This window comes from Streptomyces iranensis (assembly GCF_017874715.1).
GTDB lineage: Bacteria > Actinomycetota > Actinomycetes > Streptomycetales > Streptomycetaceae > Streptomyces > Streptomyces iranensis.
This window is the reverse complement of record NZ_JAGGLR010000018.1, coordinates 162444-175998: the sequence shown is the minus strand read 5'-3', so window position 1 is coordinate 175998 and position 13555 is coordinate 162444. Positions and strand designations below refer to the sequence as shown.

General features: G+C 70.0%; 10 protein-coding genes. 1 reads left to right on the top strand and 9 read right to left on the bottom strand.

Annotated elements, in window-relative coordinates:
- Window positions 1-35: 35 nt before the first annotated feature.
- From J2Z30_RS30965 to J2Z30_RS30930, 8 genes are all read right to left on the bottom strand, one after another.
- The gene (locus tag J2Z30_RS30965; protein ID WP_044575153.1) at window positions 36-1076 is read right to left on the bottom strand and encodes a glutamate ABC transporter substrate-binding protein; all 1041 of its coding nucleotides are present in this window, start codon (window positions 1074-1076) and stop codon (window positions 36-38) included.
- Window positions 1073-2482: a GlnX family signal transduction membrane protein gene (locus J2Z30_RS30960; RefSeq protein WP_044575156.1), complete on the bottom strand. Its 1410-nt coding sequence runs from the start codon at window positions 2480-2482 to the stop codon at window positions 1073-1075. The genes J2Z30_RS30965 and J2Z30_RS30960 overlap by 4 nt, the downstream gene beginning before the upstream one ends.
- 133 nt (window positions 2483-2615) lie before the next feature.
- A complete protein-coding gene (locus tag J2Z30_RS30955; protein WP_245388649.1) occupies window positions 2616-3662 on the bottom strand; it encodes an N-acetylglucosamine kinase in 1047 nt (348 codons plus the stop codon).
- Between the two features lie 77 nt (window positions 3663-3739).
- Entirely contained in the window at window positions 3740-5002 is a 1263-nt protein-coding gene (locus J2Z30_RS30950) for a 6-phospho-beta-glucosidase (RefSeq protein ID WP_044575159.1), read from the bottom strand.
- Complete coding sequence (locus J2Z30_RS30945) at window positions 4999-5904, bottom strand: carbohydrate ABC transporter permease (protein ID WP_044575162.1); 906 nt, start codon at window positions 5902-5904, stop codon at window positions 4999-5001. Before J2Z30_RS30945 ends, J2Z30_RS30950 begins: the two co-directional genes overlap by 4 nt.
- Window positions 5905-5931: 27 nt before the next feature.
- On the bottom strand, window positions 5932-6885 hold the full coding sequence (locus J2Z30_RS30940) for a carbohydrate ABC transporter permease (RefSeq protein ID WP_044575164.1): 954 nt from the start codon (window positions 6883-6885) through the stop codon (window positions 5932-5934).
- An 11-nt stretch (window positions 6886-6896) separates the two neighbouring features.
- A complete protein-coding gene (locus tag J2Z30_RS30935) occupies window positions 6897-8225 on the bottom strand; it encodes an extracellular solute-binding protein (protein ID WP_044575167.1) in 1329 nt (442 codons plus the stop codon).
- A 174-nt stretch (window positions 8226-8399) separates the two neighbouring features.
- Window positions 8400-9635, bottom strand: a complete 1236-nt coding sequence (locus J2Z30_RS30930) for an ROK family transcriptional regulator (RefSeq protein ID WP_044575169.1) — start codon at window positions 9633-9635, stop codon at window positions 8400-8402.
- A 239-nt stretch (window positions 9636-9874) separates the two neighbouring features.
- On the opposite strand from J2Z30_RS30930, the gene J2Z30_RS30925 reads away from it, so the two are divergent.
- A complete protein-coding gene (locus J2Z30_RS30925; protein WP_372453336.1) occupies window positions 9875-11860 on the top strand; it encodes a S53 family peptidase in 1986 nt (661 codons plus the stop codon).
- A gap of 175 nt (window positions 11861-12035) precedes the next feature.
- On the opposite strand, the gene J2Z30_RS30920 is transcribed toward J2Z30_RS30925, so the two are convergent.
- The gene (locus tag J2Z30_RS30920) at window positions 12036-13136 is read right to left on the bottom strand and encodes a mechanosensitive ion channel family protein (protein WP_044575172.1); all 1101 of its coding nucleotides are present in this window, start codon (window positions 13134-13136) and stop codon (window positions 12036-12038) included.
- Between the last annotated feature and the right edge of the window lie 419 nt (window positions 13137-13555).

Sequence of the window (13555 nt, the reverse complement as noted above, 5' to 3'; positions counted from 1 at the left end):
GCGCGGGGCCTCGTCCGCTCTGGTCCTTGTCCGCGCTAGTCCTTGTATTCGGGGGCGGGCGGCGTCGGGTTCTCCTGCGCCGTGCTGAAGTCCTTGGCGAGCCACTTCTGGTAGGCCTGCATCCAAGGGCTGCCTGCCCCGCCCTGGCGGTAGTTCTCCAGAACCTTGTTGACCCGGCGTACCAGGTCGTCGTCGTCCTTGTTCATCGCCACGCCGTAGAACTCATCGGTGAATCGCGAGCCGACCAGCTTGACGGAGGGGTCCTGGGCCGCCTGGCCGGCCGCCAGCGCGTTGTCGGTGATCACCGCGTCAACCTGGCCCAGCTGCAGTCTGACCAGGCAGTCCAGCTGGTTGGGGACGGGCTTCACCTTGATCGCGCCCAGATGCTCGGCCCCGGTGTCCGGCTTGTCCAGCTCGGCCTCGGCGGTGGAACCCTGCGCGGTGCAGACCTTCTTGCCGCGCAGCGTCTTGTTGTAGCCGGTGATGGATGAGTCGTCGGGGACCAGCACCTGCTGCCCGGCCTGGAAGTACGCGGTGGAGAACGCCACGTCCTTGATCCGGTCGCAGTTGATGGTCATGGTGCGCACCACGACGTCGACCTTGCCCTGCTGCAGGGCCTTGATGCGCTGACTGGTGGGTATGGTACGGAAGATGACCGCGTCCGGATCGCCGAAGATGTCGTCGGCGATGGCGCGCACCAGGTCGATGTCGAAGCCGGTGAGGTCGCCGGTGGCCGGATCGCGGTATCCCCAGCGGTAGCTGTTCTGGTCGACGCCGGCGATCAGCTTGTTGAGCTTGTGCCCGTTGACCTCACGGTTCTTGATCCGCTTGATGGCCGGGCCGCTCGCACTGGACGGGCGCAGGCTCGCCTCGGGATCGCGGCAGCTGTCCGCCGCCGCGGCCTCGGCGCCGGTCCGCACGGTATGCGGCTGCCGCACGCCGCCCTTGCTGTCGCCGTCCCCGCCGTCGTCCACCATCGCCGGGACCGCGATGGCCGTGGCCACGCCCAGGGCGCATACCGTCACCGCGGCGGCCGATCGCAGCGATCGCATGCTTCCGCCCCCCATCGTCCTCATCGGTACTCCGACAGTCTGCGGCCTATGCCCAGCACCGCTCCCGCGGCTCCCAGCACGGCCAGCACCGCGGCGCCCAGCGCCATGGCGGTGAACGCGCCGCGTCCGTCGTCGGCGGACTGCTGGAACTCCCGCTGCTCGTGGTCGAGGGCCTTGGCCAGCTGGCTGTCCACCGCGTCGAAGGACTCGCCGGTGCTGTCCTCGGCGCCGATGACCTTCGTCAGCGCCGTCTTGTAGTCGCCCCCGTCGTCGGCTGCGCGGGCGGCCTTGTGCCGCACCTGCCACTCGTGGATCCGGCCGCCGGCCTTCTCCACCGGCTCGCGGCCCTCGTCGTCGTCCGCGAGGGCGCGCGCCTTGTCCAGCAGGCTGCCGTCCGAGGGACGGTCGCCGGACGCCCTGCCCACGAGCGCGGACATCCGCGAGCCGTAGCTGACCTCGTAGGCGTCCTTGCCCTTGTTGGCACCGTCCTCGTCCACGACGACCGCGCCGCGCGCCACCAGGGTCAGGTTCTCGTCGGCGCGGGCGCGCAGGGAGTCGATCCGCGCCTCGTTGAGCACCTGGAGGGACTTCGCCCCGTGGTCGTTGGAGTCGCTGAGCTGGGTGCTGGCGACCGCGTGGCCGACCACCAGCCACAGCATCACCACCGTGGAGGCGGCGGTGGCGGTGAGCAGACCGCGGCTGAGCACCCGGTTGGTCCGCTGGAACTCACGGCGCTGGGCCCAGCCCAGCGCACCCAGGGCGACCAGGCCGGTGGCGATCGCCACCCACGGCCATGCCTCGGCGTCCTCGTAGTCCTCCCCGAGACGGGCGGTCTCCGCCTGGTAGAGCCTGCCCGCGGCGGGCAGCAGCTTGTCGCGCATGGTGTCGTTGGCATAGCGCAGATACGCGCCGCCCAGCGGCAGCCCCTGGCGGTTGTTGGCGCGCGCGGAGTCGATCAGACCGGTGTAGACCGGCAGCAGCTGATTGATCTTCTGTATCTCGTCGCGGGCGGAGGACGAGCCCTCCGTATTGGCCGCGGCCCGCACCAGCAGTTTGGACGCGGTGTCGATGTCCCGCACGAACCGCTGCCGGACCTGGGGAGGCTCCTGGCCGCCCGCCAGGAAGCCTCCGGTGGCCGTGGTGTCCGCGTCGGCGAGGGAGCGGTAGATCTGCGCCGCGTCGGCGCTCAGCGGCTGGCTGCGCTCGGCCACGGCGTCCGCCGCGGTCTGCCGGTCGGAGACCTGCCAGGCCGTGACCGCGCCGAACGCGATCACCAGCGCGGCCAGCACCGCCCCGATGACGCGCAGCCGGCCGGGCTCGGTCGTCGCCGCCGCCCGCGCCCGGTCGAGCCCCTCAGCCCACGCGGTCCGCGGCGGGGCCGCGGGCGCGGGCGGCGGTGCGGCTCTGCCGGTGGTCGGCGGGTATGACACAAGACCTCCCCCTTGGCCCGGATTCCTGGATCGTGTCGCGGTCGGTGTCGCAGCAGTATGGACCGCGGCGCCAGGAGAGGTCACCGGTCGAGCCTGGATCTTGTTCGGATCGCGATCTTCCCTCCCCTTTTCATTACGCTTCGGAAGGGCTTTCGGTTCCACTTTCCGTGCCATCAGCTGCGGCGGTGTCGTCAGCCGGGGCGGTGCCATCGGCCGGGGTGTAGTGCGCGCGCAGCCGGGCGTACGCCGATTCCGGCGCGCCGGTGCGGTCCAGGCCCAGCAGCGCGGCGCCGAGCACCGGCGGTGCGGTGACCACCCGCGGCTCGGCCTTCGGGGCGCGCTCCGCGAGCAGTTCGCGGATCCGGTCGTCCAGCAGCGGATGGCGGGCCGCGAGCACCCCGCCGCCCAGCACCACCGGGGTCTCCTCGCCCAGCAGATCGAGCCGGCCGAGGGCGACCACGGCCATGGTCACCACTTCATCCGCCTGGCGGGCGACGATCGCCCGCGCGATCTCGTCGCCGGCCCCGGCCACGGCGAAGAGCACCGGCGTCAGCTCATGCCGCCGCCCGGACTCCAGACGGCCCAGATGCAGCGCCTCGATCAGCGCGTACATGGTGGTGAGGCCGAAGTGCGCGGGCAGGGCGCGGGCCAGCTCGGTCGGCTCGCCGCGGCCGTCCTCCGCGCGCGCCGCCCACCACAGCGCCTCCTCCGACAGATAGCCCCCGCCGCCCCAGTCGCCGGAGATCCGGCCGATCGCGGGGAAGCGGGCCACCCGGCCGCCGTGACCGATCCCGGCGCAGTTGATGCCCGCGCCGCAGACCACGGAGACGCCGGTCGGCTCGCCGTCGTCCCCGACCCCGGCCCGCAGCAGGGCGAAGGTGTCGTTGGCGACCGTGACGGTGGCGCCCCAGCCGCGCTCGGCCAGGACGCCCGTCAACTCCTCCTCCTCGCTGGGCAGATCGACGTTGGCCAGACAGGCCGAGACATGCCCCGCGCCCGCCGGGCCGGACCGGCCCGCCTGCCGCGCCACCTCCTCCACCAGGGGCGCGAGCGATCCGACGGCCTGCTCGGCGCCCACGACGGGCGGCCGGAAGCCGCCGCCGCGGGCCGTGCCGAGGACGGAGCCGTCCGGGCCGATGAGTGCCACATCCGTCTTGCTGTTGCCCGCGTCGATCGCCAGGACCGACCCGTCCGGCGGGGAGGCGGACGAGGGGGAGGAAGACGAAGAGGAAGGAGAAGGGGTCGATACGGACTGGGTCAGGCCCACGCCAGATGCTCCCGGTTGTGCGCGATGAGGTCGTCGGTCAGCTTCTCGGCGTATTCGATCTGGCCGATGAGGGGGTGGGACAGCAGCGCCTGGAAGACCCGCTCCCGGCCGCCCTTCAACGCCGCCTCCAGCGCCAGGTGTTCGTACGCGGTGACATTCGCGACCAGGCCGGCGAACAGGGGCTCGAGGGGGCGCGCAGGCAGTGGTTTCGCGCCCTGCGCGTTGACGGCCGCCGGGACCTCGATCACCGCGTCGTCCGGGAGAAAGGGCAGGGTGCCCTCGTTGAACGTATTGACGATCCGCACCTCGCCGGTGTCGCCCAGCAGGGACGAGGTCAGATCGACCGCCGCCTCCGAGTAGAACGCCCCGCCGCGCCTGCCGAGCAGCTCGGGCTTCTCGTCCAGCGCCGGATCGCCGTACATCTCCAGCAGCTCCCGCTCGATCGCCGCGACCTCCGCCGCCCGGGACGGCTTGCTGCGCAGCTCCCGCACCACCGCGTCGTGCTGGTAGTAGTAGCGCAGATAGTAGGAGGGGACGACGCCGAGCCGACTGACCAGCGTGCGCGGCATCCGCAGGTCCTCGGCGATCGCCTCGCCGTGCTCCGCGAGCAGCTTGGGCAGCACGTCCTCGCCGTCGGTGCCGCCGACGCGCACCGCGCGCTCCCAGGTGAGGTGGTTGAGGCCGACGTGCTCCAGCGTCACCTCGCCGGGGTCCACGCCCAGCAGCTTGGCGAACTTCCGTTGGAAGCCGATGGCCACATTGCACAGGCCGACCGCCCGGTGCCCGGCCGTCAGCAGCGCCCGGGTCACGATCCCGACCGGGTTGGTGAAGTCCACGATCCATGCGTCGGGGTTGCGGCGGCGCACCCGCTCGGCGATGTCCAGCACCACCGGGACGGTGCGCAGCGCCTTGGCCAGCCCGCCCGCGCCGGTGGTCTCCTGGCCGACGCAGCCGCACTCCAGCGGCCAGGTCTCGTCCTGGTTCCGCGCGGCCTGGCCCCCGACGCGCAGCTGGAGCAGGACCGCGTCCGCGCCGTCCACGCCCGCGTCCAGGTCGTCGGTCCAGGAGATGGTGCCCGGGTGGCCCTGCTTGGCGAAGATCCTGCGCGCCAGCCCGCCGACCAGTTCCAGCCGGTCGGCGGCCGGGTCGACCAGGACGAGCTCCTCCAGCGGGAGCACGTCCCGCAACCGGGCGAATCCGTCGATGAGTTCGGGGGTGTAGGTGGACCCACCCCCCACGACTGCGAGCTTCAACCCTTGACTCCTGTCAGTGTGACGCCTTCGACGAAGGCTTTCTGAGCGAAGAAGAAGACGATGATGACGGGGGCCATGACGAGCAGGGTCGCGGCCATCGTCAGATTCCAGTTGACGCTGTGCGCGCTCTTGAAGCTCTCCAGGCCGTAACTGAGCGTCCAGGCGCCCGGATTCTGCGAGGCGTAGATCTGCGGGCCGAAGTAGTCGTTCCAGCAGTAGAAGAACTGGAACAGCGCGACGGCCGCGATCCCCGGTTTGGCCATCGGGATCACGATGCGCAGCAGCGTGCCGAATTCGCCGCTGCCGTCCACCTTCGCCGACTCCAGGTACTCCCGGGGAATCGTCAGCAGGAACTGGCGCAGCAGGAAGATGGAGTACGCGTCGCCGAACGCCATCGGGATGATCAGCGGCCACAGCGAACCCGACAGATGCAGTTGCTGGGCCCAGACCAGATACATCGGTATCACGATCACCTGCGGCGGCAGCATCATCGTGGAGATCACCAGGATCATGGCGGTGCGGCGGCCGCGGAAGCGGAATTTGGCCAGGGCGTAGGCCACCGGAATGGAGGAACAGACGGTGAAGAGGGTGCCGAGCCCGGCGTACATCAGCGAATTGCGCCACCAGTCCAGGAAGCCCGGAGTGTTGAAGACCTCGGTGTAATTCGACCAGTTCCATTCGGTGGGCCACAGGTCGCCGCTCAGCGCCTGGTCGTCGCTCATCACCGAGGTCAGGAAGACGAAGACGAAGGGCAGGACGAAGAAGAGCGCGGCGGCGATGGCGACCGTGTGCACGGCGATCCAGTGCAGCGCGGCGCGGCGGCGGGCGGCGGGGGCGGGGGAGCGTCCGGCGCCGGGGCGCGCGGGCGCGGACGGCGCCGAGAGGGCGGTGGTGGCGGTCATGGTGAATCGGTCCTCTCAGTCCTCGGCTCAGTCATCGGCCGACAGCAGTCCGGCACGCTTGCGCATCAGCAGCGTCGTCACGGCCATCGCGATCGCGAACAGCACGAGCGAGAGCACGCAGGCGGCTCCGGTGTTGAAGTTCTGGAAGCCGAGCGAATAGACGAGCTGCGGCACGGTGAGTGTGGAGTGATCGGGATAGCCGGGCTGGATGACCGATCCGGGCCCGACGCTGACCCCGGAGGCGAGCTTTCCGGCGACCAGCGCCTGGGTGTAGTACTGCATGGTCTGGACGACGCCCGTCACGACCGCGAACATCACGATCGGGGTGATCGACGGCCAGGTCACATAGCGGAACTTGTGGAACGCCCCGGCGCCGTCCAGGTCGGCCGCCTCGTACTGCTCCTTGGGGACGTCCAGCAGGGCCGCCATGAAGATGACCATGAGATCCCCGATGCCCCACAGGGAGAGCAGTACGAGGGACGGCTTGGCCCAGGCCGGGTCGTTGAACCAGTTCGGGGCGTGGATCCCGACGCTGCCGAGAATGTCGTTCACCGGGCCGGTACCGGGATTGAGAAGGAAGACGAAGGCGACGGTGGCCGCCACCGGAGGGGCGAGATACGGCAGATAGAAGGCGGTGCGGAAGAATCCCACCCCGGACTTCACCTTGGTGACCAGCAGCCCGATGCCGAGGCCGAAGACAACCCGCAGCGCCACCATGACCACGACCAGCCAGAGCGTGTTCCACAGCGCCGGTCCGAACAGCGGCATCTGCTCCAGCACATAACGCCAGTTGCGCAGCCCCACGAAGGTCGGGGCCTTGATCTGGTTGTAGTGCATGAAGGAGAAGTAGACGGTGGCGACCAGCGGATAGCCGAAGAAGACGGTGAAGCCGACCAGCCAGGGGGAGAGAAAACCGAGGGTGCGCAGCCGCTCGCGCCGGGCTTTACGGCGCAGGGCGGGGGCGTTCGTCAAGGTGGCCATGTCGCACTCCGTCAGTTCTGTGCCTGGAGATTGTCGGCGTCTATCTCGTCATCGAGTTTTCGTAGCCCCGCGTCCAGATCGTGCACCTTGCCCGCCTCGACGCCGTAGGAGAAGTCCTGCAGCGAGACAACGTACTGACCACCGTTGATCGAGGGCGGCAGGGCGGTGCTGTAGCGGTTCTGCGCGATATCGAGGAAGGCCCGGAAGGTGGGATCCGAGTCCAGTTTCGGGGAGGTGAGCGCCGCCTTGGTGGACGGCACATTGTGAATGGCGTTGGCGAAGGCGACCACCTGATCGGTGTTGGCGGTCAGGAACTTCACCAGCTCCCACGCGGCGTTCTGATGGGTGCTGCTGTGCGCGATGCCGACCACCGTGCCGGTGAGATAGCCCCGGCCATAGGTCTCGGGCCGGTCGTCGGGCACGGGCAGCGGCGCGGTGCCCCATTTGAACTTCGCGCCCTTCATGAAGAGCCCGCGCCATTCGCCGTCCATGTGCATGGCGAGCTTTCCGGTGAGAAAGGCGTTCTGGGACGACATCTCATCGCCGAAGGAGGTACGGAACGTCTCCAGCGGGCCATACCCGCCCTGGCTCCGCATCAGGTCCGCGGTGGTGGCGTAGAAATCCTTGGCTGCCTTCCCCTTCGCCAGCCGCGCCTTGCCGTCCTTGCCGAAGTACGTGGGGCCCCACTGGGCGAGGAACCGGTCCGGGCTGTTCTGGTAGAGCCGGAAATTGGGCATGAAGCCCACCCGTTCATAGCCGCCGCTCTTGGTGCGCTTGGTCAGCTTCACGGCGTCGCGCCGCAGCTCCGACATGGTGTGGGGCGGCCGCTTGATACCCGCCTCGGCGAAGGCGTCCTTGTTGTAGTACATGCCGTACGCGTCGGCGAGCAGCGGGAGGGCGCACTGGGCGCCCTGATAGCTCGTGTAGTCCAGCAGCGTTTTCGGGAAGACCTTGGCCTTGTCAAGACCGGTCTTCTTCATGAACGGATCGAGGTCCACCCACATTCCGGAGGAGCAGTACTGCCCCACATTGTTGGTGGTGAAGGAGGAGACGACATCGGGGGCGTCGCCGCCGCCTGCCCGCAGCGCCTGGTTGACGGTGGCGTCGGTGACATTCCCGGTGGCCTCCACCTTGATATTGGGGTGGAGCTTCTCGAACCGGGCGATGCCGGCATCGATCGCCTTGACCTCGCTGTCCTCCGACCAGCCGTGCCAGAACTTCAGCGTGACGGGCTTGGTCGGATCGTCCTCGGCGCTGCCGGTACTGGGATTGGCGCAGCCCGTGAGGAGCAGGGCGCCGGCGCTCAGCGCTGCGGCGAGAGCGGCCAGTTTTCGTGCCATGGGGAGACTTCCTTTACTGCGGTACGAGGGGGACGGCAGGGGAAGCGGCGGTGAGGGGCGCCGGACAACGGGCAAAGGGGAGAGCGGACAAAGGGGAGAGCGGACAGAGCCTGGGATACGGACAGAGGAGAAAGGGGGAGGGGCGTACGGGGTGGTGGAGCGGCGCCCGGTGACTCAGGCGTCGAACCGGGCGGTGTCGAAAACGGTCTGACGGGCATCGGCGACCGCCGTCCGCAGCGCGCCGATGAGAATCGGATCCCCCTCGATCTCACTGATCCGCAGCTGCGGCCGGGGCAGTGCGAGACCGGTCATCTCGGCCTCGACCAGCTGACGCAGCCGGTCCCCGCCGGCCTGCGCGACTTCACCCGAAAGGACGACCAGCTCCGGGTCGACCACGGCGACGACGGAGGCCAGCCCGGTGGCCAGCCGGCGGGCCAGCTCGGTCAGCACCTCGTCGCCCGGCCCGGGGGTGCGCAGCGCGGCGGAGAGCGCCTTGGTGGCGGTGGGCGCGTTGATCCCGTGGTCGCGGGCGAGCTCCACGACGGCGGGTGAGCCGACCAGCTTCTGGAACCCCCCGCCCCCGTCCGGCCGGGCGGCGGCGTCCGGTCCGCCCCGGGCCAGCGGGGCGCCCGGCAGCGGCATGTAGCCGATCTCCCCGGCCCCGCCGGTGGCCCCCCGCAGCAGGGTGCCGTGGAGCACGATGGCCGCGCCGACCCCCTCGTCGGCCCAGACCAGTGCGAAGTCGTCGAAGTCCTGGGCGGTGCCGTGGTGCTGTTCGGCGATGGCGGCGAGGTTGACGTCGTTCTCGATGACGATCGGCGTGTGCAGCACCTCGGCCAGGTCGTCCCGCAGGGTGCGGGACTGCCAGCCGGGCAGATGCGGGGCGTAGCGCAGCGTCCCGGTGCGCGGGTCGAGCGCGCCGGGGGTGCCGATCACGGTGGAGTGCAGATCGTCCCGGCCGAGCCCGGCGGCGGCCAGCGCCCCGTCCACCGCCTCGGCGACCAGCTCGCCGGTCCGGTTGGTCAGGCTCGCGTCGGTCGCCGGGGCCGTCACCCGGTGTTCACCGACCGCCTGGCCGGTGATGTCGGCGATGGCGGCGGTGATGCCCTCCTGGTCCACGGAGAGTGCGGCCACATGGGCGGCGGCCGGATCGATCTCGTAGAGCTGCGCGTTGGGCCCCGGGCGTCCGGTGACGTTCCCGGTGGTGCGGACCAGGCCGACGGACTCCAGGCGGGTCAGCAGCTGGGAGGCGGTGGGCTTGGACAGCCCGGTCAGCTCCCCGAGCCGGGTCCGGGTCAGCGGTCCGTGGGCGGCCAGCAGCTCCAGTGCGGCGCGGTCGTTCATGGCGCGGAGGACGCGGGGGGTCCCGGGTGTGCCGCCCTGCGTATTGCTGCCGGGTGATGCGGCCATGGTGGTGCCCCCGTCTCACTCTGTTAAGAAAGTTTCCTATTGATGAACAGCAAGCTAGGGGGCGGACCGGGGCGGCGTCAATGGGTCAAAGGCGGGCTTTCCTTGGCGGGTTCTTGGCGAAGAGATGGATCATCCATGTACCTGGCATGGACAAGTCACCGTAAGAGTGGCCTCCGGTGGGGTGACTGTGATCGTCGGCCCCCACTGTCATGCGACGACTCGAATCGCAAGGGGGCTAGGTGAGATCTATTTCTTCCCGGAAGCGCACGGCCCGTTCCAGAAAACGCACGGCCCTGGGGCTGGCGGCGGCGCTGCCGTTGGTGGCCGGTGCGCTGGCGCTCGGCATACCCACGGCCCAGGCCGACTCCGCACCGCACGGCCGTGACAGCCTGAACGGCACCAAGCCCGCCTGGGCGACGGCGCGTTCGGACCGCGGCGCGACCGATGACGGCAATAAGGTCACGGCGCGCGTCTATCTGGCCGGACAGGACGCCAAGGGTCTGGCCGACTACGCCAAGGCCGTGTCCGACCCCTCCTCGCCGGACTACGGCAAGTTCCTGTCGGCCCGGCAGACCGAGGCACGTTTCGGAGCGACACGGCAGCAGAAGGACGCCGTGACCACCTGGTTGAAGGGCGCCGGACTCGAGGTCACCGGCGGCAACCAGCACTATCTGTCGGTCACCGGCGAAGTCTCCGCCGCCGAGCGGGCGTTCGGCACCCAGCTGCACAACTACACCAAGGACGGCAAGGTCTACCGGGCGCCGTCGGACGCGGCCACCGTGCCCGCCTCGCTCCACGGCGCCGTGCTGACCGTCGTCGGCCTGGACAACGCGCCCAAGCGGGCGAAGCACGACGAGACCCTTCCGCCCCCCGGGCCGGTCTTCAAGAACGCCGGGCCGTTCTCCTCCTATTACGGTTCCCGGACCGATCGGGGCCTGCCCTCGGCCTACGGCGCCAAGCAGCCGTACGCGATCAAGGGGTACACCGGCAAGCAGCTGCGCGCCGCCTACGGCGCCAAGAGCCGCAACACCGGTAAGGGCGTCACCGTGGCCATCACCGACGCCTTCGCCTCGCCCACCATCGCCGCGGACGCCGCCCAGTACGCCAAGCGCAACGGCGACCCGGGCTACCGCAAGGGCCAGTTGACGCAGGTGCTGCCGGCCGACTACCGGTACACCGAGGAGTGCGACGCCGGCGGCTGGTACGGCGAGGAGACCCTCGACGTCGAGGCGGTGCACGCGGTGGCGCCCGCGGCCGACATCACTTACGTCGGCGGAGCCTCCTGCACCGACGACGATCTGCTCGACTCGCTCGCCAAGGTCGTCGACAACCGGCTGGCCGACATCGTCTCCAACTCCTGGGGCGATGTGGAGGCCAACGAGACGCCGGACGTGGCCGCCGCCTACGACCAGATCTTCCAGCAGGGCGCGGTCGAGGGCATCGGCTTCTACTTCTCCTCCGGTGACAACGGCGACAACGTGGCGTCCACCGGCACCAAGCAGGTCGACACCCCGGCCAACTCCGCATGGGTGACGGCGGTCGGCGGCACCTCCCTGGCCGTCGGCAAGGGCGAGAAGTATCAGTGGGAGACCGGCTGGGGCACCACCAAGGCCACCCTCTCGGCCGACGGCACCAACTGGGACGCGCTGCCCGGCGCGTACACCTCCGGCGCCGGGGGCGGCACCAGCAAGACCGTCGCCCAGCCCTTCTACCAGCGCGGTGTGGTGCCGGACGCGCTCGCCCTGGCCAATGGAGGCACGGCCAAGCAGCGGGTGACCCCGGACATCGCGGCCGTGGCCGACCCCAACACCGGCTTCCTGGTGGGCCAGACGCAGACCTTCCCGGACGGGTCGCTCCAGTACGGCGAGTACCGCATCGGCGGCACCTCGCTGGCCGCGCCCGTGATCGCCGGTGTCCAGGCGCTCGCCCAGCAGGCACGCGGCGGCCAGCCGATCGGCTTCGCCAACCCGTCGCTGTACGACCGGTACGGCACCGCCTCGTACCACGATGTGACCGACCACCCGCTGGGCGCCGGTGTCTCGCTGGGCGTGGTCCGGGTCGACTACGTCAACAGCCACGACGACACCGACGGGCTGGTGACCTCGCTGCGCAGCCTCGGCCGGGACAGCTCGCTCCACGCGGTCGTGGGCTATGACGACGTGACCGGTGTGGGCACGCCCGCGGCCGGCTACCTCACCTCGTTCGGCGGACACCACCGCCGCTGAGCGGCCGGGGCTGAGCTCCTTACGGCTCGCACGGGGCTGAGCTCCTTACGGCTCGCACAGGCCTGAGCTCCTTACGGTTCGCATGAGGCTCCCGTCCCTCACCGGGGCGGGAGCCTCGTCATGTCCGCCTCGTCATGTCAGCCGTGTCATGTCCGCCGTGTCGCGCCCGCCGCGCTCACTTCGTCGCGGGCGGCGGCACCGTCGCGGAGGGGGTGGCGGCCGGACCGGCGCCGGGAGCGATCGGGCTGGCCGCCGCCGACTGCGGCGAGTCCGGGTTGGCCAGCGCCGACGGCGCCGCCGTGGTGGCGCTCGGATCGACGGCGTCGGTCTGGAGCTCCGGATCCAGAGGCCGGCCGACGAGCTGGATGCCCGCCTCGTTCAGCGCCTTCTTGATCCGCCAGCGCAGCTCCCGCTCGACGCCGAGCGCCTTGCCGGGCATGGTCCGCGCCGACACCCGGACGATCATCGAGTCCAGATAGACCGCGTCGAGACCCAGGACCTCGATCGGCTCCCAGAGCCGCTCGTTCCACGGCTCCTCCTTGGCCATGTCCACACCGACCTGCGTGATCACGGCCCGGACCTGGTCCAGATCCTCCTCGGCCCGGACCTGGACATCGAGCGCGGCCGTCGCCCAGCCCTGGCTGAGGTTGCCGATCCGTTTGACCTCGCCGTTGCGCACGTACCAGATCTCGCCGTTGTCCCCGCGCAGTTTGGTGACGCGCAGACCGACCTCGATCACCTCGCCGGAGGCCACCCCGGCGTCGACCGTGTCGCCGACCCCGTACTGGTCCTCGAGAATCATGAAGACACCGGAGAGGAAGTCGGTGACCAGATTGCGGGCGCCGAAACCGATCGCCACCCCCGCGACCCCGGCGCTGGCAAGCAGCGGCGCCAGATTGATCTCCAGTGCGGAGAGGATCATCAGCCCCGCGGTGCCCATGATCAGGAACGAGGCCACGGAGCGCAGCACCGAGCCGATCGCCGCGGACCGCTGGCGCCGTCGCTCCACATTGACCAGCAGCCCGCCGAGCGCGGTGCCGTCGACGGCCTGGGCCGTGCGGTTCATGCGCTCTATCAGCTTGGTGATCGCCCGCCGGACGACGGACCGGAGCACGAAGGCGATGATCAGGATCAGGGCTATGCGAAGCCCGATGCCGAGCCAGGTGGACCAGTTCTCCTCCACCCAGCCCGCGGCGTTCGTGGCGCTCTTCTGCGCATCGTCGAGAGTCGTGGGACGAGGCGTCGAGTCAGCGGCCAGAGCAGCGGACCAGAACACAGCAGAAACCCTTCGTATGCGACATGCCCACACGGATCGCCCGCGCACGCAACCTCTCACACAGTAGCCGGGCGCGAGATGCGCCGTTCCTGTGTTCGAGAGCGCGCGAGCGCGGTCAGGGGGCGCATTTGGGCGGGTCCGGAGGCGGCAATTCCACCCTCTGCCCCGGCCGGGGGCCGTGCGGCGGCACCAGCTGGAGCGGGCCGTGATTCTTGCCACTTCGCGGTGGTATCCCGCTCCCCGCGCACCTCGTTGGCAAGGGCGCCGGAAGGCCGACAGGGTAGTGGTCAAGCGGTCGGTGTCCCCGCCGTGTACGGAGGGTATACATGCGGTACGCGGAAATGCCTCTCAACCGTTAACCCGGTGATAGTGGCGTTCCGGCCAGGGTTCAGGGGAAACTGGGGGAGATCGTCCCGGCG